11 protein-coding genes are annotated in these 23,062 nt (G+C 68.1%); 9 read left to right on the top strand and 2 right to left on the bottom strand.

All coding sequences use genetic code 11. The features are described 5' to 3' along the window. Window positions 1-237 precede the first annotated feature (237 nt). The 4 genes from P3T34_RS33215 (at window position 238) to pglX (ending at window position 11,558) form a co-directional block, all read left to right on the top strand. Window positions 238-2,085 carry a DUF262 domain-containing protein gene (locus P3T34_RS33215; protein ID WP_280669748.1) on the top strand — a complete coding sequence of 616 codons (1,848 nt, stop codon included), beginning with the start codon at window positions 238-240 and terminating at the stop codon, window positions 2,083-2,085. Then, a complete protein-coding gene (locus tag P3T34_RS33210) occupies window positions 2,082-3,119 on the top strand; it encodes a CBS domain-containing protein (protein ID WP_280669747.1) in 1,038 nt (345 codons plus the stop codon). Before P3T34_RS33215 ends, P3T34_RS33210 begins: the two co-directional genes overlap by 4 nt. 148 nt (window positions 3,120-3,267) lie before the next feature. Beyond that, window positions 3,268-7,956: a BREX system serine/threonine kinase PglW gene (pglW, locus tag P3T34_RS33205; RefSeq protein ID WP_280669746.1), complete on the top strand. Its 4,689-nt coding sequence runs from the start codon at window positions 3,268-3,270 to the stop codon at window positions 7,954-7,956. After that, window positions 7,953-11,558, top strand: a complete 3,606-nt coding sequence (pglX, locus tag P3T34_RS33200; RefSeq protein WP_280669745.1) for a BREX-2 system adenine-specific DNA-methyltransferase PglX — start codon at window positions 7,953-7,955, stop codon at window positions 11,556-11,558. The genes pglW and pglX overlap by 4 nt, the downstream gene beginning before the upstream one ends. A gap of 73 nt (window positions 11,559-11,631) precedes the next feature. On the opposite strand, the gene P3T34_RS33195 is transcribed toward pglX, so the two are convergent. Further along, the gene (locus P3T34_RS33195) at window positions 11,632-11,838 is read right to left on the bottom strand and encodes a DUF397 domain-containing protein (RefSeq protein ID WP_280669744.1); all 207 of its coding nucleotides are present in this window, start codon (window positions 11,836-11,838) and stop codon (window positions 11,632-11,634) included. Then, window positions 11,835-12,719: a DUF5753 domain-containing protein gene (locus P3T34_RS33190; protein WP_348534718.1), complete on the bottom strand. Its 885-nt coding sequence runs from the start codon at window positions 12,717-12,719 to the stop codon at window positions 11,835-11,837. Before P3T34_RS33190 ends, P3T34_RS33195 begins: the two co-directional genes overlap by 4 nt. Window positions 12,720-12,922: 203 nt before the next feature. Here P3T34_RS33190 and P3T34_RS33185 point away from each other — a divergent pair, with 203 nt between their 5' ends. The 5 genes from P3T34_RS33185 (at window position 12,923) to pglZ (ending at window position 23,012) form a co-directional block, all read left to right on the top strand. Beyond that, entirely contained in the window at window positions 12,923-13,369 is a 447-nt protein-coding gene (locus tag P3T34_RS33185) for an ATP-binding protein (RefSeq protein ID WP_280669743.1), read from the top strand. Beyond that, window positions 13,366-13,704, top strand: coding sequence for a hypothetical protein (locus P3T34_RS33180; protein ID WP_280669742.1), 339 nt, complete (start codon window positions 13,366-13,368; stop codon window positions 13,702-13,704). Before P3T34_RS33185 ends, P3T34_RS33180 begins: the two co-directional genes overlap by 4 nt. Before the next feature lie 231 nt (window positions 13,705-13,935). Then, window positions 13,936-15,879: a serine/threonine-protein kinase gene (locus tag P3T34_RS33175; protein WP_280669741.1), complete on the top strand. Its 1,944-nt coding sequence runs from the start codon at window positions 13,936-13,938 to the stop codon at window positions 15,877-15,879. A 312-nt stretch (window positions 15,880-16,191) separates the two neighbouring features. Then, window positions 16,192-20,133 (top strand): phage resistance protein, encoded by a 3,942-nt coding sequence (locus tag P3T34_RS33170; RefSeq protein ID WP_280669740.1) that lies wholly within the window; start codon window positions 16,192-16,194, stop codon window positions 20,131-20,133. Beyond that, complete coding sequence (gene pglZ / locus P3T34_RS33165) at window positions 20,130-23,012, top strand: BREX-2 system phosphatase PglZ (RefSeq protein WP_280669739.1); 2,883 nt, start codon at window positions 20,130-20,132, stop codon at window positions 23,010-23,012. The genes P3T34_RS33170 and pglZ overlap by 4 nt, the downstream gene beginning before the upstream one ends. The last annotated feature ends 50 nt before the right edge of the window (window positions 23,013-23,062 follow it).

The following is a 23,062-nucleotide window of genomic DNA, read 5'->3' as shown; positions in this document are numbered from 1 at the left end:
GCGCTCCTTGCTCCACTGCGGCGCGGAGTCCTGCGTCGCATACGGCTGTTGGTCCGACCGGACATCGTTCTGCGCTGGCATCGCGACCTGATGAAGCGGCGTCACCGCGCCCGGCTGTCCGCACTGCCGTTACCGGGCCGAGCCGCCCGATCGTCCACCGATTTCACGTCGTTCCAAGGAGCTTCGCCAAACCGGTTGACTGCCAAGGGATCGTGTTGATCCAATCACCCTCAGCACATGCTGGCTTCAAGGTGGGGAACAGACCGGGTGGCGCTCGACAGTCCCAAGCTCAAGGATGTCCTCGCGGACGTCGCGTCAGGCACGCTTCAGCTGCCCGACTTCCAACGTGAGTGGAAGTGGGACGACGACCGGATCCGAGCGATCATCGCAACGGTGACACTCGACTATCCGCTCGGTGTGGTGATGACGCTGGAGACGGGTGGAGCGTCTCCGTTCCGCGCACGCACGCTCACGGGCGCCGGACTGGAACAGAGCCGAGTACCCAGCCTTCTTCTTCTTGACGGGCAGCAGCGGCTCACCTCGCTCTTCCAAGCCCTGTACCTCGATGCTCCCGTGGAGACGGTCGACGCCCGCGGCAAGGCCATCAAGCGCTGGTACTACGTCGACATCGCCAAAGCGGTGCGGGCCTCTGCCGACCGGGACGAGGCGATCGTGTCCGTACCGGAGAACAAGGTCCTCCGGACCGACTTCTCCCGCACAGTCGTCCTCGACCTGAGCACCGTCGAGAACGAGTGCGCCGCCGGCCTCTTCCCGCTCCACTTCGTCTTCGACACCCAGCGCGTCAATTCCTGGAAGAAGGCATTCGTCAAGGCGGACGAAGACCGCAACTGGGACCTGTGGGGCGAGTTCGAGGAGCGGGTGCTGGAGCAGGTCCGGTCGTTTCAGGTGCCCATGATCCGACTCTCCGCCTCGACCTCGATGGACGCTGTCTGTGCGGTGTTCGAGCGGGTCAACACCGGCGGTGTACCGCTGAACGTCTTCGAGCTGCTCACCGCGACCTACGCGGGTGACCGCACCTTCACCGAGAACTCCGGCGACTACTACCAGTTGCCCACGGTCTGGCAGACGATCAAGCAGGACCTGGCCACGCGCTTCCCCGTCTTCGGCCGACTGGACCAGGGCGTCGAGGACGGTCTGAGCAGTAGCGACTTCCTGCAGGCTGTCGCGCTGGTGCGCACCTGGGAGCGCAAGCAGGCGCGCCCCGGCACCGCTGTGTCGTGCAAGCGACGTGACCTCTTGGAGCTTCCCCTCGCCGACTTCGACCGGCTGGCCCCGCGCTTGGCGGAGGCCTTCGGCTGGGTCGGGGACTTCCTCCAGCAGCAGTGCATCGTACGCGCGGCCGATCTGCCGTACCGGACACAGCTCGTCCCGCTGGCCGCAGTCCGGGCCGTTCTCGGCGACCGGACCGACAGCCTCGCCGCAGAGGAGATGATCACCCGCTGGTACTGGTGCGGTGTGCTGGGCGAGATGTACGGCGGGTCCACCGAGACCCGTTTCACCCGCGACGTGGAGCAGCTGATCGCCTGGATAGGCAACTCCGGTGAGATGCCCGACACGGTTGGCGACGCGTACTTCTTCCCGGACCGCCTGGACACCCTGACCACCCGCAACAGCGCCGCCTACAAGGGGATCTACGCACTGCTCATCAAGCAGGGCGCAGTGGACTGGCATTTCACCGGCGCACCGCTCAGCCCCAAGCGTCTCGACGAGCACTCGGTGGGGGTCCGGCAGATCTTCCCCAAGGCATGGATCGCCAAGCAGCTCGGGTCTGAGCTTCCAGCCAATTCCATCGTGAACAAGACGCCGCTCTCCTACCGTGCCAGTCAGGACATGGGCGGACCACCGGCGTCGTACCTCACCTCTCTGGTCGCGGCCTCGGACATGCGACCTGAGTGGTTCGACGACGTGATCGCGACCCACCTCATCGACCCGGACACCTTGCACGCGAACGATTACGAACGCTTCTACCGCGACCGGTCGAGGCAACTGGTGGATCTGGTCCAGGGAGCCATGGGCAAGCGCACCGCCCTGCGTGGCGTGGCGGACGGTGACGGCCAGCGATGACTGCAAAGCCGTCCCAGCACGAGTTGCTGGCACTCAAGGACACCCGGGTTCCCGTCCTGCGCGTCCTCGACCTGTTCGGCGTCCGGGTCCGCAACCACCAGACCGTGTATCTCATCTCCCAAGCGCTGGCGGATGTCGGGCTGGCCACCCTCCCGGACTTCGCGGTCTGTGACAAGCGCGACGACGTCGACGTCGTCGCACTGGCCGCCGCCGTGGCGGCGGGCGCGCCTGAGAACGACGGCGAGCCGGAGTCGCTGCCTTCACACGCGCTGCCGCAGCGGCTTCACATCGGCGAGCTGGCAGCTGCCCGAAACGGCGTGGTGGGCGTCGGCCTCGGCGCCTCCCTGGCCCAGGCGACTTACCTGATGCGCACCAAGGGACATCCGCAGATTCCCGTGACCACAGGCATGGCCGTGCTGCACGGTGTGGTCACCTGGCGTTCAGTGGCGAAGATGTACGAGACCGGGAAGGCACCCACGCTCGAGAACGCCATGCAGAAGGACTCGCTGCCCGTCGCCGATGCGCGTCAGGAGTTCTTCAGCTGCCTCCCCACGATCAAGGAGCACGGATATCTCCTGGTCCGCGGCGACGACGGCTGCCTGTCCGGCATCGTGACCGCCGCGGACGTCACCGAGCGCTTCGAAGGAGCCGCGAGGCCCTTCTTCCTGGTCGGCGAGATCGAATCACTGCTCCGACGGTGCCTCGGCACAACGCTCGACCAGGAGGCGATCCGCGCCGTTCAGACCAACAAGAAGGCCGAGCAGCGATCCGGGTTGATCTCGGATCTGATGTTCGGCGACTACATCAGGCTCCTGGACGGGACCCAGAACAAGCAGACCATGGCCGCGAACGCCGACACCAACTGGGCGAAGCTCGGCTGGACGGCTATGGACCGGACCCAGTTCGTCCGCCATCTGGAACGGGTGAAGGACATCCGGAACCGGATCGCCCACTTCGACGAGAAGCCACTGCCGAACGAGATGCTCGCGGAGCTGACAGCCTTCGCCAAGCTGCTGCGTGATTTCGTCTCCTGACCTGTGAGGGCGCACCGGCTACCGCCGGCCTCGATCCGGTCTCCGCACGAGTCCTACACGCACGGCTACCACCCGCTACGATCGTTCGGGTGATCGGGCTGCTGACCGGCGGCGAAACCACGAGGCAACGAAGAAACGGTGATGGCGCATGCTGGACGGCCGGTGGGTGACGGTCACCGACTCGGAGTTCCCGCACGAACGCCGCGGCTTGGAGGCTGTCCGGGAGCGTCTGCCCAACGCCGATCCGTGGCGCGCGTGGTCGAACTTCACCTTCACGGCCAACACCGGGCACGTCCGCGAGGTCGACCTGCTGGTCGTGGCGCCCGGCGGGGTGTATCTGATCGAGCTGAAGGACTGGCACGGCTCGGTCGAGTCCCGCAACGGAACCTGGCTGCAGACCCAACCCAACGGCCGCCAGGTCTCCCACGGCAATCCGCTCCATCTCGCGAACAAGAAGGCGAAGGAGCTGGCCGGGCTGCTCAGCCAGAACGGCCGACGGGTCTGGGTCTCGGAAGCGGTGTGCTTCACCGACGCCTCGCTGCGGCAACGACTCGCCCCCTCCGACCAGCACGGCGTCTACACCGTCGACGAGTTGGTCACGATGCTCCAGCAGCCGCCCCGCGAGGAGCGGCGGCGTGTGGACGCCGTCGCGTCCCGTGAGATCAAGGCAGCCCTGGAACGGATCGGGATCGCGCGCAGCGATGCGGAGTACAAGGTCGGCCCGTATCTGCTGAACCGCAAGGCCTTCGACTCCGGCCCGACCTGGGCCGACTACCTGGCCCGACACAGCGAGCTCCCGGAGGCGGCCCGAGTCCGTATCTACCTGCGCGAGCGCGGCTCCGACGCCGGCCTGCGGGCCTCGGTGGAGCGTGCCGCCCTGCGCGAGGCCGCGGTACTGCGCCGGTTCAAGCACCCCGGCGTGGTGCAGCTGCGCCAGTACGACTCGTCCGGGCACTCGGCGGGCCCCGCGCTGATCTTCGACTACGACCCGCGCACCCTGCGTCTGGACGAGTACCTGGTCCAGTACGGCGCCAAGCTGGACATCCTCACCAGGATGTCGCTGGTGCGCCAGCTCGCCGAGACGATGCGCTCCGGGCACAGCAACCGCATCTTCCACCGCACTCTCGCTGCCCGGGCCATCCACGTCATTCCGCGCGGGCGCGGCCGCGCGGCGGCCACCGACGGCGAGGACTCAGGCTGGCTCAACCCGCACCTGCAGATCTCCGATTGGCAGGTCGCCGTCCAGCGCTCCTCGGGCGACACCTCGGAGGGCGCCGCCCGACTGGCACCGACCGCGCTCTCCCAGGCGGGCGCGCATCTGGCCGAGGCAGCCGACCCCTACCTCGCCCCCGAGCTCACCGCGCTCAGCCCCGACCCGATCATGCTCGACGTCTACGGACTCGGGGTGCTCACCTACCTGCTCGCAACCCTCCAGCCGCCGGCCGCCAGCCAGGCCGAGCTGGTCGCCCGCCTGGAGGCCGGCGAGGGACTGCGGCCCAGCGCGGTGGTCGACGGGCTCTCGGAGGACATCGACGAGCTGGTCCAGGCCGCGACCGCCTACAAGCCCGAGCAGCGCCTCGCCTCGGTCGACGAGTTCCTGGAGATGCTGGAGTTCGTCGAGGAGACCCTGACGGCACCGACGACGGAGAGCACGGTTGCCTCCGGTCCGGCCGAGCGGACGGAGAAAGATCCGCTCGAGGCGGTTGCGGGTGACGTGCTCGCCGGCCGCTGGGAGGTGCGGCGACGATTGGGTACCGGCTCCACCAGCCGAGCCTTCCTGGTCCGCGATCTGGCCGCCGACGCGCAAGCCCCACGTTCCAAGGCGCTGTGCGTGCTCAAGGTCGCACTGAGCGACAGCCGCGGCGAGGTACTGGCCCATGAGGCCGAGATCATGGGACGGCTGCGCGCCGACTCCCGGATCATCCGGCTGGTCGAGCCGGAACCGCTGTCCATCGCCGGCCGGACCGTGCTCGTCCTCGAGTACGTCGGTGACGAACGCGAGGACGAGGGCACGACATCGGAGACCCGGACCCGGCGACGCGAGGAGACCGTCGCCCGCCAACTGCGAGAGAACGGGCGTCTGCTGGTCGACCAGCTGGAGCTCTACGGCGACTACCTCTTCGGCGCCGTGGACTTCCTCGAGGGCGAGGGCGTCTGGCACCGGGACATCAAGCCGGACAACATCGCGATCCGGGTCCGTCCCAACCGGACCCGCCAGCTGGTGCTGATCGACTTCTCGCTGGCCGGCTACCGCGTGCAGGACACCAGCGCCGGCACCGACGGCTACCTCGACCCGTTCATCGGAACGCTCACCCGCTCGGTGTACGACGCGCACGCCGAGCGGTACGCCGTTGCCGCGACCCTGCACGAGATGGCCTCGGGCGAGCTCCCGGTCTGGGGCGGCGGCCGGGTCTCCGCACGCCAGACCGACGCGGAGAAGGAGCCCTACCCGACGATCGCCGTCGAGGCGTTCGACTCTGCGGTGCGGGAGGGCCTCACCACCTTTTTCCGCAAGGCCCTCCACCGGGATGCCGCCCAGCGGTTCACCGATCTCAAGCCCATGCAGGACGCCTGGAAGAAGATCTTCCTTCAGCTGGACACAGCGAAGCCGAGTTCGGGGCGCAGTCGGCATCCCGCCACTGACAGCGCGGCCCCTGCCGAGCAGACGCCTGCGGACGCTGCGACGGACGATGCCACGCCCGGGATCGCGGATGCGGAGCCCGAGAACGCCGACCGGGACCGCGACCGAAAGGCTGCGGAGGCCAACCGGCAGACCGTCATCTCCGCCGCCGGCCTGAGCCCGGCTGCCGAGTCCTTCGTCTTCGGCCTGGGCGTCAACACCGTCGGCGAGCTGTTGGACCTGAGCCAGCGCCGACTGGTCAACGCCAAGGGGCTCGGCCCCAAAACGCGCGGCGAGGTGCTCCGCCGGATCAAGGAGTGGCGCCGACTCCTCGCCGAGCAGCCGGCAGGCCCGCTCACCCCAGAGGGCCGCAAGGCTGCGAAGGAAGAGCTGGACGAGCTGTCAGTGGTCGAGAAGGCCGTCGTCGATGCACTGACGACGACGGGCGACACGGCAGCTGGGCTGTCCACCCGAAGGCTACGTTCCGTCAGCTTGGACACGTTGGCGACCATCTTCGTGCCAGCACTTAAGAAGGATGGCTCCAACCAGAACGACTTCGACACTGTCCGGCTTCTGCTGCGCCTGCCCGACGAGAGCGGTGTCCTGCCGGAGATCGGTGTCTGGCCCAAGCAGAAGGACGTCGCGAACATTCTCGGCCTCCCCGCCGGACGCATTCCGCAGATCCTGAAGACGCAGCGCACCCGCTGGAGCAAGCACGCGGCGGTTCAGGTGCTGCGCGGCGAGATCCTTGAGCTGCTGCACACGTTGGGCCGGGTCGCCTCGGCGGCCGAGATCGCGGACGCGCTCGCCGTCCGGCGCGGCACCCGGCTCCAGGAGCGCGGGCACCGCCGGGCCTTGGCCCTCGCCGCGGTGCGGGCCGTCCTGGAGGTCGAGCAACTCGAGCCTGCGGCAGCCCAGTTCCGGCACGTCGCCAACCGCGACGCGGCGGACGAAGGCATGGGCGCCGGACTGCTGGCTCTGGAGTTCGGCGAGGACGACTCGCCTGACACGCCATCAGCTCCCGGCCTGCTGGACTACGCTCAGCGGCTCGGCCGGGTCGCCGACCGGCTGGCGAAGCTCGACACCCTGCCGACGGCGGCGACCGTGCTGGCCGAACTCGGTGCCGTCACCCCGCCGAACGGCGTGGTGGAGTGGGACGAACGGCGGACCGTGGTGCTCGCCGCAGCGGCCTCCCGCAACGCGGCCGCCACGCCACGACTGGAGATCTACCCGCGCGACCTGTCGCTGGTCCGAGCGCTGCGGCTCACCCAGGCCGGGCTGGTCCGGATCACGCCGGGCATTCCGGAGGCCCAGCAGCCTGGCCTGACCGCGGACGACGTGCACGAGCGCGTGAGCGCCCGGTTCCCCGAACTGCTGGACGGGCGCGGCGGGCACTCGCTGCCCACCGGTGGTCCGTTGACGAAGGCACTGCGGGACGCCGGCTTCGACCTGATCTTCGCGCTGCGCGAGGGCACCCGGATCATGCGCTACCTGCCGCGCCGGGTCGACGGCGGCTCCAGCTATCTGACCTCGGGAGCCGGCCGGCGCACCACTCGGATCACGCACATCACCCGCTACGACGACGACCCGCTGCTGGCCGGCGCCATGCAGGCGGAGGAGCGGCTGCTCTCGTCGGCGCGGCGCGACGGTTTCCGGGCGCTGACCGTCCGTACCGGCCTCGCCCGGGAGGCGGCCCGCGAGCTGACCGCGAGCGGTGCCGGCAGTGATACGGGGGGCAGCAGGTTCGGGGCCGAGGCGGTGTCGGTGGCCGAACTGCTCATCGCCGCGCTGCACGAACTGGTCGACCCCCGCCCCAAGCCCACCTGGGAGACCATCCTGCGCGCCGATGCAGCCGAGCCCGGCACCCCGGCGGCGATGCGCTTCGCCGAGTACGTGCGGACGGCGTGGGGCGCGGTCGAACCGAGGATCGGCAAGCTGATCGCGACGGGCGGGCCGGGGCGACCGGTGTTGCTGGTCGACGGTGGGGTGTTCGCCCGGTACGACGCGATGGGCGTGCTCGACCGGCTGGCCGGGCGCTCACGCGACGGTGGCCGCGGCCTCTGGTTGCTCTGCCCGCAGAGCGACCCGGCGCGCGACCCCCGACTGGGGGCGACGGCCGTGCCGTACCAGTCAGGGCTCGGAGAGTGGATCGAACTTCCGGACTCGTGGGTCAACAACGCCCACCGAGCCGGCGCAACTGGAAAGGCAACCAAGTGATCGACCGCAAGGCCCTGTTGACGGATCTGATCAAGCAGGTCAAGGCGGTCGAGATCGACCTCGGCGGCCAGGCCAAGGCCGTGGAGGAGGTGCGCGTCAAGCTGCGCGGCGAGTACGACCAGGCACGGAAGCTGGGGCGCACGGCCGCGACGTGGAACTCCTGGCTCGACGAGCGCATCACGCAGGTCGCGGTGGCGTGGGTCCTGGGCACGGTCTTCGTGCGGTTCTGCGAGGACAACGAGCTGATCCCCGAGCCGTACCTGACGGGTGCGTCCGATGAGCGGCGGGACCTCGCGCTGGAGCGGTACGCGGCGTATGTCGACGAGGACGCCGATCCCACGTATCGCGGTTGGCTGGAGCGGGCGTTCGCGGAGCTGGGTGCCGGGCAGGCCGGGAAGCTGCTGTTCGACCGGCGACACAACCCGCTGTTCCAGATCCCGCTGTCGCACGACGGTGCGCGGGCGCTGGTCGAGTTCTGGCGCTATCGGGACGAGGCGGGTGTCCTGGTTCACGACTTCACGGACAAGCTGAACGAGGACGGGACCGAGGGCTGGGACACTCGCTTCCTGGGTGACCTGTACCAGGACCTGTCGGAGGCGGCGCGGAAGACGTACGCGCTCTTGCAGACACCGGAGTTCGTAGAGGAGTTCATCCTCGACCGCGCGATGGACCCGGCGGTGCGGGAGTTCGGCTACGAGGGCCTGAAGATGATCGACCCCACCTGCGGGTCGGGCCACTTCGTGCTGGGCGCGTTCCGCCGGCTGGTGAAGCTGTGGGGGGACGGTCAGCCCGGGCGGGACCGCTGGGAGCGGGTGCGGGCGGCGCTGGACTCGGTGCACGGGGTGGACATCAACCCGTTCGCGGTCGCGATCGCGCGGTTCCGGCTGCTGGTGGCAGCGATGGCAGCGGCGCAGGTGCGGACGCTGGCGGACGCGGGCAAGTACGACTGGCCGATCCACCTGGCGGTGGGCGACTCGCTGATCAAGGCGCGGCAGCTCGAACTCACGCTGCTGGGCGAGGACTCGGGCGACGAGCTGGCGGAGTTCGCGTACGCCACGGAGGACGTGCATGCGTATCCCGGGATCCTGGAGGAGGGGCGCTACCACGTGGTGGTGGGGAATCCTCCGTATATCCAAGTCCAAGACAAGAGCCTCAGCGAATTGTATCGGGATCTATATGGATCTTGCTATGGATTGTACGGACTCTCCGTACCTTTCGCAGAACGATTCTTCGAGCTTGCACGTACCGACAGCCGCGGCAAAGGGGAATACGGCTACGTAGGACAAATTACAGCCAATTCCTTCATGAAGCGCAAGTTTGGCAAGCAGCTAATCGAAGACTACTTTGCCCTTCATGTTGAGTTGACAGACATCATTGACGCTTCCGGCGCGTACATTCCCGGCCACGGCACACCGACGGTAATCCTCATTGGGCGACCCCGCAGTGGAAACGATCGCAGCGCCACCGTACGCACAATTCTCGGAATTCAGAGCGAGCCGACAACCCCACCCAACCCCGCGCAAGGGTGGGTATGGCAAGCGATCCTCAATCAAATTGACAGCCCGAGCAGCGAAACGAGGTGGGTAAGCTCCCAGGACTTTCCACGCGATCGATTCTCAACTCACCCATGGACCTTGACAGGGGGCGGAGCCCCGGAGGTCCAGGATACGATTGAGTCGGCCAGCACGACACGCTTGAAGAATTACGGAATTTTGCGCATCGGGTTCGATGGCGACACGCATGCCGATGAAGCCTTTACGCTCCCCTCGAACAGGTCCACAACGGCCAGCACATCAGATCTTCATGCTCGAGAAAGCCACAGAGGAGATCAGACGCGCGACTGGGAATTCCTGGGCCGCGACCTAATGGCGACACCATACGACGAACGGCGAAACCTCCTTAAGGCAAACCAGCTCAATTCTGGATTCATCCGCCATTTCTGGCCCATGAGATCCCTCCTTTGGTCGCGTTCCGCCGCCAGTGGGGATTCCTATGCTGCGGATGGCCGATTCTGGTGGGAGTGGCACCAGTTTCCTAAGGACGAGGGGGCTCATAGGTGGGCCATCGCTTACGGGGAGATCGCCTCCCACAATCACTTCGTCTTGAGTCGCGGCGGCCAGCTCTTCAATCGCACAGCACCTATCATCAAGCTGAAATCATCGGCTACGCCCGAAGATTACTTCAATATTCTGGCAATTCTGAACAGTTCAACTGCATGCTTCTGGCTGAAAATGAGCTGCCACAACAAGGGTGGGAGCGGTCTCGGCCGAGGATTTCAGGATGAAGCATGGGAGGATCGCTATCAGTATAACGGCGCAAATGTGGAAAAATTTCCACTCCCCACAAGCTATCCAACATCTCTGGCCACCACCCTTGATAGCTTGACTCAGGACCTTAACAATTTCAGCCCATCCGCGCTGACTACCACCCATTCGCCAACCCCAAGTGCCGCCACTCTACGCAAAGCCAAGCAAGTATGGGAAAAAACCCGCGCACGGATGATCGCACTCCAGGAAGAGCTCGATTGGCAGATCTACCATCTGTACGGCCTTCATCATGAGGATCTTCGCGCACCCCTTTCTGACGTTCCCGAAATTGCTTTCGGCGAACGATCCTTTGAGATCTCACTTGCACGCCGGATTGATCGAGGCGAAGCATCTAGCACATGGTTTCGGCGCCACAACTCGAATCCTTCCACTAGTCTTCCCGGTCATTGGTCTGACAGCTACAAAAAAGTTGTTCGACGCCGCATTGAGATCATCGAAAACTCACGAGCCATCGGTATGGTCGAGCGCCCGGAATACAAGCGCCGCTGGGAAACCGGCGGCTGGGACTTCCTCCAGCAGCAGGCGCTGCGCTCATGGCTACTGAACCGAGTCGAGGATCGCGAACATTGGTTTCAGGATGAACAACCCGTCCTCCTCACTCGGGCACAGCTCACCGATACACTCTCACGCGACCAAGACTTTGTCTCTGTCTCAGAGATCTACGCACCGCGCAAGGAACTCGCCACAGTCGTTGCCGACCTTCTCGCCGACGAGCACGTGCCCTTCCTCCCTGCTCTCCGTTACAAGCCCGCCGGCCTCAATAAGCGCGCCGACTGGGAACACGTCTGGGACCTCCAGCGTCAAGAAGATGCAGCCCCCGACGAGCTGGCCAAGCGAAAGATCAGGGACTCGATCCCCGTCCCCCCGAAGTACGCCTCGGCCGACTTCCTCAAGCCCTCCTACTGGAAGGCCCGGGGCAAGCTCGACGTGCCCAAGGAGCGGTTCATCTCCTACTCGACGACCACCTCCGGCACCCCCGACGTCTTCGGCTGGGCCGGCTGGGATCACCGCGAGCAGGCGCAGGCGCTCACCACGTACTTCACCAACAACGACTTCACCACCGAGGAACTGACTCCGTTCCTCGCGGGCCTGCTGGAGCTCCAGCCCTGGCTGAGCCAGTGGCACGGTGAGTTCGATGCGATGTACGGCAGTTCCCCCGCCGACTTCTTCGCCGGGTATCGCGCGCAGATCCAGGACGAGCACGGCCTCACCGACGACGACTTGCGGGCCTGGCGCCCTTCGCCCGCCCGACGCGGTCGCGCCGCCAAGAGCTGACACCAAGTCACATGTGGCGCAACGGCCTCCGCCCGGGCATCCGCGCGGAGGCCGTTGCATGAGTCAAAGCCGATCAGCAGTCGGCGGAGAAGCCCCCAAGCTTGATCCCAGCAACGAAGGCCGACCACGCCCCACTCGAGAAGACCAGCGCGGGGCCCGTGGGGTTCTTGGAGTCACGCACCGCCGCGTGCGCCGGCACGTTGATCGCCACCTCGACGCACTCCCCCTGCGAACCGCTATAGCTGCTCTTGTAGAAGTCGAACATTCTGCGATTGCTCACCGATACTCCTTGATCAAATTGCTTACCAGTGCGCGGGAGTCCTCAGGGGACAGTGCGGATCGTCGCACGCCATCGAACATGCCACGATGCCGGCTTGCGTCTTGGTCGCGCTCCAACCAGAGAGTTGAGCTGGCGGTCTCCAGGTACACCACATCCAGCGAGGCTGGCTCCTCAAAGCCAACGATCACGAAGGTGCCGTTCATCGACGCGTGAGCCCCCACGGCGAACGGCAGCACCTGAATCTTGACGTTCGACATAGCTGTGGCCTCGAAAATGTGCTCAAGCTGCTCCAGCATGCCGTCTCGGCCACCAACCTGCTGGCGAAGCACCGCTTCCGACAGTACGGCCCACAGCTCCAATGGCCTGCTGTCCGTCAGTCGCGCTTGTCGAGCAAGCCTCGCCTGAACGAACTGCTCGATCTCATCCGGATCCTGCCAGGCGTCGTCAGCCACAGCGATTGCACGGGCGTACTGCGGCGTTTGCAGAAGCCCTGGGACCAGCTGGTTCTGGTAGGTCCGGATCGACGCTGCGCCGTCTTCAAGCTGGATGTACTCGACCAGGTCGCCCAACTCGGTGTACTCCCGCCACCACCCCGAAGCCCGTCGACGCTCACGATCGGCTTGCGCAAGTCCCAGGAGACGGCTACGTAGCGGGTCTGTGCGCCCAACCTCGTAGAGATCGCAGAGTGCATGAATGTCCGGATCTCGAACGGGCGAGAACCCGCGCTCTATCTTGACGATCTTCGTCTGAGTAGCCGTCAACGCCGCAGCTGCCTGAGGCTGCGTCAGCCCCTTGGCGTCCCGAAGCTCCAGCAACATGCCACCCAGCTTGCGCCCGAGGACCGTGGACTTGCGCCCAGATGATTCTTGCCGAACGGCCACGCCGAGCCTCCTTGGAAGTCACACCAGTCTGCCTGTGTGCACGCGGACCATGCAAGGAGATCATTTAACCCTTGGGAATTAATTCCCTGGACCTACTTGCACCAGACCTCGGAAGCTGTCACCGTGAGTATGCAGCCGCTTACGCAATGGACCATCCCCCACGCGCAGCGGACCATCCAGCCATGCAGGGAGGCAGCCTCGCCATGCCCGAAACGCACAACGAACCCCCTACCCTCACCCCCACCACCGCCCACTGCTGGCTCCCCAACAGCCGGCGCTCCCCCGGGCTTGCGCGTCGCAAGCTGCGCGAGTTGCTGGCCAGAGTCGAGGGCGGCGCCCGCTTCACCGATGTCGGTGAACTGCTCGTCAGCGAGCTGGTCACCAACGCCTGGCAGCACGGCACCGCGCCCGGCCAGCGGATCTGGGCCGGGTTCGAAGTCGACCAGGACCGGCTCTACATCGCCGTCGAGGACGCCGGCTGCGCCAAGCCTCTCCTCCGGCCGATGACGGTCGGTCAGGAGTCAGGCCGTGGCCTCCTGATGGTCGAACAGCTCGCCCGCGAGTGGGGTTGCGGACCGCGCAATGGTGTCGGCAAACGCGTCTGGGCCGTCGTCGGCCCGATGCCCGAGGATGCGGATGTCTGCTCGTGACCACCAATCCACCCACGCCCACACCCGAAACCGAACCCGGCCCGGTCATCGTGGAGTTGACCGGTATCATGCCCCCCGCCACCTTCCCCCGCCTGCCCGAGGCTCTCGCCGCGCTCTGGCAGTCGATGCGGACGCTGCCGCTCAGCGATCTCCAGCACGACTGGTTCGGCTACTACCTCACCCGCCCCGACGCCGTCGAGCACGTCTCTCGGACCCTGGAGTGCGACGGCAAGCTCACGCTCTCCTTCTCCCTCCGCGACTCCCCCGAGCAGCACCTGCTGCGTGTGCGCCTCGCACCGCCCCGCACGCCACCCCTCCCCACCACGACCAGCTGACATCCCGAGGAAGGAAGTGCAGCCGCTCCGGGCCGGGTTGACGTCACCCGTCCAGGGCCGACCGAGCCACCTCCCTCCCCTCCGACGCCCACCCCAATGCCGCGCCTCAGCACCCAACGCCAGCTTCCTCAACCGGCCTCCGCACCTCACCGAACGCCAGTAGCATCGCTAGCCTCAACTTCCAAACCTCCCAAGGCCGGCAAGCCACCCCCCTCCAGCAGAAGCAGCGAGATGTCCACCCCGCGCGACCTCTCCCCCGCCTCCCCGATCGGCCCGTACCTGCCGCTGCACCAGATCGGCGCCGGCGGCATGGGGACCGTCTACTTCGCCTACCACCCGGCGACCGGCGACCCCATGGCAGTCAAGGTGTTGCACGCCGACCACGCTCAGGATCGCGCCTGGCGAGCCCGGTTCGCTCGCGAGGTCACTGTGTTGCAGAAGGTGCGCGGCCCCTACCTGGTTCCGCTGCTCGACGCCGACACCCAGGCAGAGACCCCGTGGCTGGCCATGCCGTACGTCGCAGGCAACACGCTGCGCACGTACGTCACCGACCACGGCCCACTCCAAGCGGAGAACCTCACCACCTTCGCTGCCGCGGTCGCCGACGCGCTGTCCTGCATTCACGCGGCCGATGTGGCGCACCGGGATCTCAAGCCGGACAACGTGATCCTCGCAGCCGACGGCCCGCGTGTGGTGGACTTCGGCATCGCGCACCACCTCGACGCGACGGCCGTCACCACCACCTCGCTGAACACCGGCACGCCGGCCTGGATGGCCCCCGAGCAGTTCACCCAGGGCACCACCACCCCGGCCTGCGACGTCTTCGCCTGGGGGTTGCTCGTCGCCTATGCCGCCGGCGGTCGGCATCCGTTCGGTGCACCTACCGGCATCGAGTACCGGATCGTCAGCGCCAAGCCCGACCTGGTCGCCGTGCCGCCGCGGCTGCGGCGGTTCGTCGAGGCCGCCCTCGCCAAGGACCCCGCCGCACGACCGTCCGCCGGGCACCTCTGTGAGCAGACCGCCGCCCTCTTCGGACCGCAGGGCACATTGGTGTTCCCGACCGTCGCCTTCACCAGAGTCACCGATCGGCAGGCGCTGACGGTACCGCTCCAGCGCTCGCACTGGGACATACCTCCTCCGCTACTCGACCTGACGCTGACCATCCCTCGCGAAACTCAGACCCCTGGGCGGGCCGCCTCGGCCGGTCCGACCTCGATGCCGCCCCCGCTCCATCGCGAACAACGCGACCAGGACACCGACTCCCTGACTGGACCGGCTGCTCAGGACCTGCTCGACCGCTGCCGAATGACCGCAGAGCAGGGATATCAGCTGATCCGCCAAGCCGAACGGCTCGGCCTGAACGTGCAGTTCGCACGTGCGGCTGTCGACGAAGTCCTCGGCAAGCTGACGGTTGCTGAGGCCGCCTTCGCGGCCGGCCACGACGTGGACGGCTTCGACCTGGCGCGCAGTGTTGAGCACGCCGCCGCCGCACTGCAGCACTTGTCCATCGCCCTTCCCCCCGCTCAGCCGCACCCGGGCGGCACTCGCTCCCGCCGTCCGGACCGCGTTCTCCAGGGCTTCCTCTGGTCACTCCCGGTCTGCGGCCTGGCCTTCTCCGTGATCGCGGCGGTCACGAACGGGACAGCCAGCCACGCCGACTCGGCTCCCCCACCCGCAGCCACAGCAACGACGACGCCCCCGGCACCCGCCACCACCCCGCCCGCTCCCCTCCTCACCAACCAAGCACTCGGCGCCGCAGCCCCACCAACGCCCCCAGCCTCTGCACCGTCCCCGACTACCACCACGGCCACGGCCAGCCCGACACCCCCACCCGGCTACGTCACAGCGCCACCCACCGACACGCAGAATCCGGCATCGCCGGGATACGACGGTCAGCAGGCGTACCAGGGTATGAACTGCATTCCGGACGAGACCGACACCCAGAGCTGCTTCCCGATGGTCATGAACTCCGACAGCAGGACCCACACCTACTACGTCACGGCCACCTGCTACTGGTACAACCAGCTCAAGCCGGGTCTGCCCTGGGAGTCCTGCGGCACCTGGCACTGGACCTACACGCTCGCGCCGAACGCGGAGCAGCCCCAGACGCGCACCACAGTCTCCTCCGACTACGGCGTCTCCTCATGGCAGGACATATCGGTCCGCTGGACGTGACTCGAACGCACAACCTCGCCCGCATCAACACCACGCCGAGAAGGTGCAGCAGCCCCAGGCATCCCGCACACCGCCCCCGTCACTCCGTGCGACCTGGTGGCACCGCGTGGTGCCACCGACATACCATGGCTGATCGTCGCCCGGCACGACCGCCGAGGACTCCCGCCACGTCATCACCGGCCCCGTGCGGCTGCGAACGACCAGCAGGGCGCCCTCGCCGCCGCGCCATCGACGCGGCCCGGCGACCGATCCCCGCCTTGGGCCATCGCAGGACGATGTAGACGGAAACGACGGAACGGACGAAAGCAGACCATGGCCCCGACGCCGGCCCAGCCTCCCCTCCTCCGCGATGTCATCGACATCAAGCCGTCCATCTCCACCTCCGACTACGTCCTGAAGCTCGCCGAGGCGGTCACCGACGAGGGCGCCGCAGCCGCACTCAAGGACTACGTCCTCACCGACCGCCTGCTGGAGAACTTCGACGAGGCCCTCGGCCTGATCAAGGCGGCCCTCGACGGGCACACCTCCAAGGCTGCCTACCTGCACGGCTCCTTCGGTTCCGGTAAGTCGCACTTCATGGCCGTCCTGCACACCCTGCTCCGTGGCAACCCGGCGGCGCTGCAGCGCGGTGAGTTCGACAAGACGCTCGCCAAGCACGCCTGGCTGGGCGTCGAGCGCAAGAAGTTCCTCCTGGTGCCGTACCACATGCTCGGCGCCAAGTCCCTGGAGCAGCGCGTCCTCGGCGGCTACGTCTCGCACGTCAAGGCGCTGCACCCGGACGCACCGATCCCGCAGGTGTACCGCACCGACGCGCTCTTCGAGGACATCCGGCGCCTGCGCAGCAAGATCGGCGACGAGCAGTTCATCGCAGGCCTCGCCGGCGACAACGGCGACGGGGCCGGCGCCGACGTGACCAACGAGTGGGGCGAGGGCTTCGCCTGGGCACCTGCTCTGCTCGACTCCGCGCTCTCGGCGGAGCAGCAGGACATCTCGGACGAGTCCGAGAAAAAAATGGACCTCGTGAACCCGTCCACCCCCGCCGAGCTGCGGGCCAAGCTCGTCCAGGAGGCCATCGCCAACTGGTTCCCCGGCTTCGCGCAGAACGCGAAGGAGGACGAGTTCGGCTTCATCTCCCTCGACGCCGGCCTCTCCGTCATCGCGGCGCACGCCAAGTCGCTCGGCTACGACGGCCTGATCCTCTTCATGGACGAGCTGATCCTGTGGCTCGCCAACCGCATCCACGACCAGAAGTTTGTCTCCCGCGAGGCCGACAAGATCACCAACTTCGTGGAGGGCGCCGACTCCCGCCGGGCCGTCCCGGTGGTGTCGTTCATCGCCCGCCAGCGCGACCTGCGCGAGCTGGTCGGCGAGGAGGTGTCGGGTGCGGGCGAGACCGCGATCCAGGACAGCCTCAACCTGGCCTCCGGCCGGTTCGACAAGATCACCCTGGAGGACCGCAACCTCCCGCAGATCGCCCATACTCGCCTGCTCAAGCCGATTGACGACGAGGCCGCCGAGAAGCTGAACGCGGCGTTCGCCAAGGCCAAGCGGGTGGGACCGCAGGTCTGGGATGTCCTGCTCGGCTCGGAGGAGGGCACCACCACCGGGGCGGACGAGGCGTCCTTCCGCCTCACCTACCCCTTCTCCCCCGCCTTCATGGACACCCTCGTCCACATCTCCTCCGCCCTGCAGCGCTCGCGCACCGGTCTGAAGCTGATGGGCCAGCTGCTCGCCGACCACCGCGACGATGCCCGGCTGGAGCAGTTGATCCCGCTCGGCGACCTCTACCCGGTGATCGCGGATGGCGGTGACAAGCCGTTCGTCGACAGCCTGAAGGTCGAGTTCCAGGCAGCCGACAAGCTCTACCGCACCAAGCTGCGTCCCTACCTGCTCGGCGAGAGCGAGATCACCGAGGAGGACATCGAGCGCTACCGGACCCAGCCGGAGACCATCACCGACCCGCAACTCGCCCAGCGCTGCCGTAACTTCATCGGTGACAACCGATTGATGTGCACCCTGTTGCTGTCCGCGCTGGCGCCGAGCGTGCCCGCCCTGCGCGATCTGACGATCCGCCGCCTGGGCGCTCTCAACCACGGCTCGGTCGTCTCCCCGATCCCGGGTGCCGAGATCGGCGTCATCAGGAACAAGGTCGCCGCTTGGGCCGCCCGGTTCGCCGAGATCAAGGAGACCGGTACCCAGGCCAACGCGGGTGTGCGGCTCGAACTCGCCGGCGTGGACGTGGACTCCGTCATCGCCAACGCCAACGTCAACGACAACCCGGGCAACCGGCGCGTGTTGGCCCGTCGGCTGCTGGCCGAGGAGCTGGGCGTCGAGACGCACGACGGCCGGCTCGACGCCGACGAGCTGAAGTTCCTCTGGCGCGGTTCCCACCGCTCGGTGGAGGTCGTCTTCGGCAACATCGCCAACACGGACTCCATGCCCGACCACGAGTTCACCCCCAGCTTCGAGAACAGCTGGCGCTTTGTCATCGACCTCCCCTTCAACGAGACCGAGTTCGGTCCGGTCGAGGACGCCAACCGGGTGCGTGACCTGCGCGCCCGATCCGGCGAGCAACCCGCCAGGACGGTCGCCTGGATCCCCACCCACCTGTCGACCGCGCGCTTCCAGGACTTCCGCCGCCTGGTCACCATCGACTACGCACTCAGCGACCAGCGCCGTTTCGACACCCAGTACGCGGGGCACCTGAACGCGGACAACCGGGCCCGGGCCAGGGACCTGCTGAAGGGCCAGCACGAGTCGCTGACCAAGACGGTGAAGGCCGCCCTCAAGCAGGCGTACGGGCTGGCCGAGAAGAAGAGCTCCGACGTGGAGCTCGGCTTCGACGACCACTTCGAGCCGCTGCCGGACGTCCCGGACCTGCGGCCGGGCATCGGGCAGTCCCTGCACGACGCAATTCGGCACGTGGCCGGCCGACTGCTCGCCCACCAGTACCCGGCCCACCCCTTCTTCGACCGGGACGCCCCGGGTACCGCCGTCAAGCCGGCCGATGCCAGGACCGTCTTCGCCCACATCCGGGCCGCCGGTGAGGCCAGCGACCGGCGGGTCGAGATCATCGCCAAGGACCGCCCGCTGATGAAGCGGATCGCTGGTGAACTCGGCCTCGGCCAGCAGAAGGAGGCGTACTTCGAGCTCTCCACCCGGTGGGCCGAACACTTCCGCCGCGAGGCCCGCACCGAGGGGGTCACCGGCGACCTGACCGTCGTGCGCCTCACCGACTGGCTGGACCGGCCCGAACCGATGGGCCTGGATCCGTTCCTCGCCAACCTGGTCATCGCCTCCTTCGCCGAGCTGGACGACCGGGTCTGGGTGCGCGGCGGCGGCCTGCTCGATCCCGCACCCGAGCCGGCCGCGATCAAGCCGGGTGATGCCCTGCGCACCCAGCCACTGCCCGACGAGGCTTCCTGGGAGGAGGCCGGTCGCCGCTACCAGCACATCTTCGGTGCCAAGCCGAAGACCCTGCGCCGCAGCCGGATCGTCAGCCACTTCGCCGCCGAACTCCTGGCTGCTGCCCGCACCTATCAACCGCACGCCACCAGCCTCGTCGAGCAGCTCGACAAGCGCGCCGACCTCCTGGGCCTCGATGACACGGACGGCACCGACCGGCTCACCATCGCCAGGCGCTCCCTCGATCTGCTCGACGCACTCGTCGCCGCCGACAAGGGCCCGGCGGCCGGATCTGGCTCGGCCAAGCAGGTCATCGGCGTCCTCGCCGCCTTCGACCTCGGCACTGTGTCGCCCGAGGGGTACGCAGCGTCCATCAAGCAGGCGGAGGCCGTCGCCTCAGCGCTGGCCGGGGCCGCCTGGGACATGCTCAAGCTCGCGCCCAACTACGGTCCGGCCGGCCAGGCCGTCCTGGACGAACTGCGCAGTGCCGCCCGGGCAGAGCAGAAAACCAAGGACCTGCCCAAGGCACTGAAGGACGCGCGACGCGACATCGTCGATGTCATCGAACGCAGCCGGGCCGCCGCCACTCCCCCGCCTGCACCCGTCGCCCCCGTTCCCCCGCCTGCGCCCGCTCCCCGCGCTGACGACACCGACCTGACCACCCCCACCAGTGACCCCAGGGTGCCCACCGAGCCCGTCGAGCCGACCACCCGCAACCGCGGGCGCCGCTCGGGCGGCGGCCGCACCACCGCGGCTCACGCCATCGCCGAACTCCGCGCCGAGCTGGACGAACTGGCCGCGCGGGAGCCCGACGCCACCGTCGAGATCACCTGGCGGGTGGTGGAATGAGCACCCCGGTCACCACCAGCGCGGTCCGGCTGAACACCGGCACCGTCACCCAGTACCTGGCCTCGCAGTCGGGGCTCGCCGCCGGCCGGCGCAAGGCCGTCCTGTTGCGTGCCGCCGCCGAATGGGACGGCGCCGCTGAACTCGGCTGGGGCGAACAACGGCGGGCCAAGGTGGCGGCGGCACCGTCCCCGCTCGCGGTGTACGAGCTGGTGCTGGCACACCTGGCCGCCGGCGCGTCGGGCCCGGAGGTCCTGGTCGTACTGACAGACCGGGAGGAGTCGGAGCTGGGCCCCGACCTGCTGGCCCAGGTGTACCGGCAGCGGGTCAACGCCGTCGACACCTGGGACGTGGTCCGGCAGGCCTTCGGCGCAGCCAGCGCCGACAACCGTCTGCTCAAGGACAACTGGGCCGCGGAATCCCTGCTCGACGCGACCCCGCCGGCCGGCTGGCCGCAGCTCGGCGGTGGAGTGCTGGCCCGCCCAGGTGCCCTGAGCTCCCTCACGCTGCGGCGGCTCGGGATCGGCCGTTTCGATCCGGACCGGATGGACCAGGCCACACCCGACACCGGCTTGGATGTCCCCGCTCTCCTGCGCTGGTCGCTGACGCCCGGTGGGCCGGACCGCTTCCTCGCCCTGCGCGCGCCTGAACGGGCAGGGCTGGCAGAGTTCCTGGGTGAGGAGGACCAGGCCGGTCTCACCGGGCGGGCCCTGCTGGCCCTGGTCGGCGCCGACCACGGCCCGGACGCGGTCGCGTTCGGTCTGCTCTGCGCGGCCCTGTGGGTGCACGCGGACGCGACATCGGCGAGTGCTGAGGACTACCGGGCGCGCGGACGCGCCGAGCGGTGGTTCGGTGAGGAACCGCCCGCCCACGGCGAGGCACTCGACGCACTGGCAACCGCCTTCGGACGCAGCTGCGAGGAGTTCGTCTCCGTCCTCCTGCTGACGGGCCGTTCAGGCTTCGACGACGAGGCCGCCGCCGCCCGGCGGCTGACCGGCGCCGTCCTGGACCGGGCGGACGCGCTGGTCGAGCAGTTCGGCGCCCGAGCGGCCGCCGAGGCCAGCCCGGTCCTGGCAGCCGGACTCGAGGCCCGCTTCACCGCGGTCGGCCGAGCCCTCGGGACGAGTGATCTGCCGCGCCTCGCGCAGGCGGTGCTTGCGGCGGGCGATCACCACCTGGCCTCGGGAGACGCGGCCAGGCCCCGGGTGGAGCGGGCCCGGATGGCCCAGCGGCTCGCCCAGTGGCTGGCCACCGACCCTTCGGTGGAGATCCCGACGGTGGCGGCCGGCATCAGCCGCCATGTCGCCGAGACCGGCTGGGTCGACCTGGCGCTCGAGCACATCGAGGCCGGGGGCGACAGTGATGACGTGCTGAAGTCCGCCTACGACCAGCTCTGTTCCTCGGTCCGCACCCGGCGGCGGGAGATCGACCGCCACTTCGCCATGACCCTGGCCACCTGGACAACGGCGGGGACGGACCCGGGCAGCATGCTCACCGTCGAGACCTTCCTGCCGAGGGTCGTCGGCCCGGTGGTGAAGGCCGGCGAGCGCCGGGTGCTGCTCGTGGTCATCGACGGGATGAGCGCCGCCATAGCCACTGAACTGGGCGCGGAACTGCGCGAGCACTGGGCTGAGTACGATCCGACGCCCCGGGCCGCCGGAAGCGCAGCTGCTGCCGACCTGTCAGGTGCTCCCAAGCGCCGGGCCGTCGCCGCCGCTCTGCCGACCGTGACCGCCGTCTCCCGGACCTCGCTCTTCGCCGCGCGACTGATGACGGGCACGCAGGCGGACGAGTCGCGGATCCTCCCCACCCACCGGTTCTGGGGTAGCGAGAAGGTGGCCGTCTTCCACAAGGACGACCTGCGCAGCGAGACCAGCGGCGCGATCTTCGGCTCCGCCCTCTCCGAGGCGTTGGCCGGCGACACGCACGTCGCAGTGGTGCTCAACACGGTCGACGACCGGCTCGCCAAGGAGCAGAAGCTCGGCGACGGTTCGTGGCGGCTGTCGCACATAGGAGGGCTGCAGGACCTGTTGCGTTTTGCCGCCGCCCAGGGACGTGCAGTCATCCTCACCAGTGACCACGGACACGTGGTCGACCGCCGCGGGATCAAGGTGGAGCGCGACGGTGCGGCCTCGGCCCGGCACCGCGCACCCGGCGGGGCGCTCGGTGAAACCGAGATCGCCCTTGCCGGGCCGCGGGTGGTCTCACCGCAGACAGGTGGCGAGATCGTTGCGCTCTGGGACGCCGACTCCCGCTACACCGCCCTCAAGGCGGGCTATCACGGCGGCGCTTCGCTCGCCGAGGTCGCCATCCCCCTGCTCGCCCTCCTCCCCTTCGGGGCCACCCCGCCCAAGGGCTGGCGTGAGCTCGGCAACCCCGAGCCCTCCTGGTGGGCTCTCACTCCGGGCACCTCCCAGCCTCGGCCGGTCCCAGCGGCCCCCCCGAAGAAGCCTGCCAAGACGACTCGGCCCGCCAAGCCCGCGGCGCCGGGCCACGACGTCCTCTTCGAGGTCGCCCTTGAGCCCTCGGCGGGCGGCGAAGACACGCTCCTGACACCCGCCCTGATCTCTCCCCAGGACGCCATGGTCGAGAATCTGCTGGGCTCCCAGATCTTCAAAGATCAGGTGGAGCTGCTCGCCCGCAAGCCTGACCTGGTCAAGGTCGAGAAGGCCCTGCGGGCGCTGCTGGACGCAGGCGGCACCCTGCCCGTGACCGCTCTGGCCCAGCGGATCGGTCTGCTTGCCGTCCGCGCGGACGGTTTCGCCGCCGTGCTGAGGCAACTGCTCAACTACGACAGTGTCCAGGTCCTGGAGACCCTTCCGGACGGCCGTACTCTGCGGCTCGACACGGGACTGCTGCGCACCCAGTTCGACCTGCGCTGATCCGGCGCCGGGGCGGGTCGCTGCCCCGGCGCCATGTCCGGGGCCGAGCC

The organism is Kitasatospora sp. MAP12-44, assembly GCF_029892095.1.
Taxonomy (GTDB): domain Bacteria; phylum Actinomycetota; class Actinomycetes; order Streptomycetales; family Streptomycetaceae; genus Kitasatospora.
Note: the sequence above shows the minus strand (reverse complement) of the source record. Positions and strands in the feature narration are given on the sequence as shown.

Coding starts and splice junctions, on each gene's coding strand:
- P3T34_RS33215 (WP_280669748.1), top strand. CDS start 238: ATGCTGGCTTCAAGGTGGGGAACAGACCGGGTGGCGCTCGACAGTCCC.
- P3T34_RS33210 (WP_280669747.1), top strand. CDS start 2,082: ATGACTGCAAAGCCGTCCCAGCACGAGTTGCTGGCACTCAAGGACACC.
- pglW (WP_280669746.1), top strand. CDS start 3,268: ATGCTGGACGGCCGGTGGGTGACGGTCACCGACTCGGAGTTCCCGCAC.
- P3T34_RS33185 (WP_280669743.1), top strand. CDS start 12,923: ATGCCCGAAACGCACAACGAACCCCCTACCCTCACCCCCACCACCGCC.
- P3T34_RS33175 (WP_280669741.1), top strand. CDS start 13,936: ATGTCCACCCCGCGCGACCTCTCCCCCGCCTCCCCGATCGGCCCGTAC.
- P3T34_RS33170 (WP_280669740.1), top strand. CDS start 16,192: ATGGCCCCGACGCCGGCCCAGCCTCCCCTCCTCCGCGATGTCATCGAC.
- pglZ (WP_280669739.1), top strand. CDS start 20,130: ATGAGCACCCCGGTCACCACCAGCGCGGTCCGGCTGAACACCGGCACC.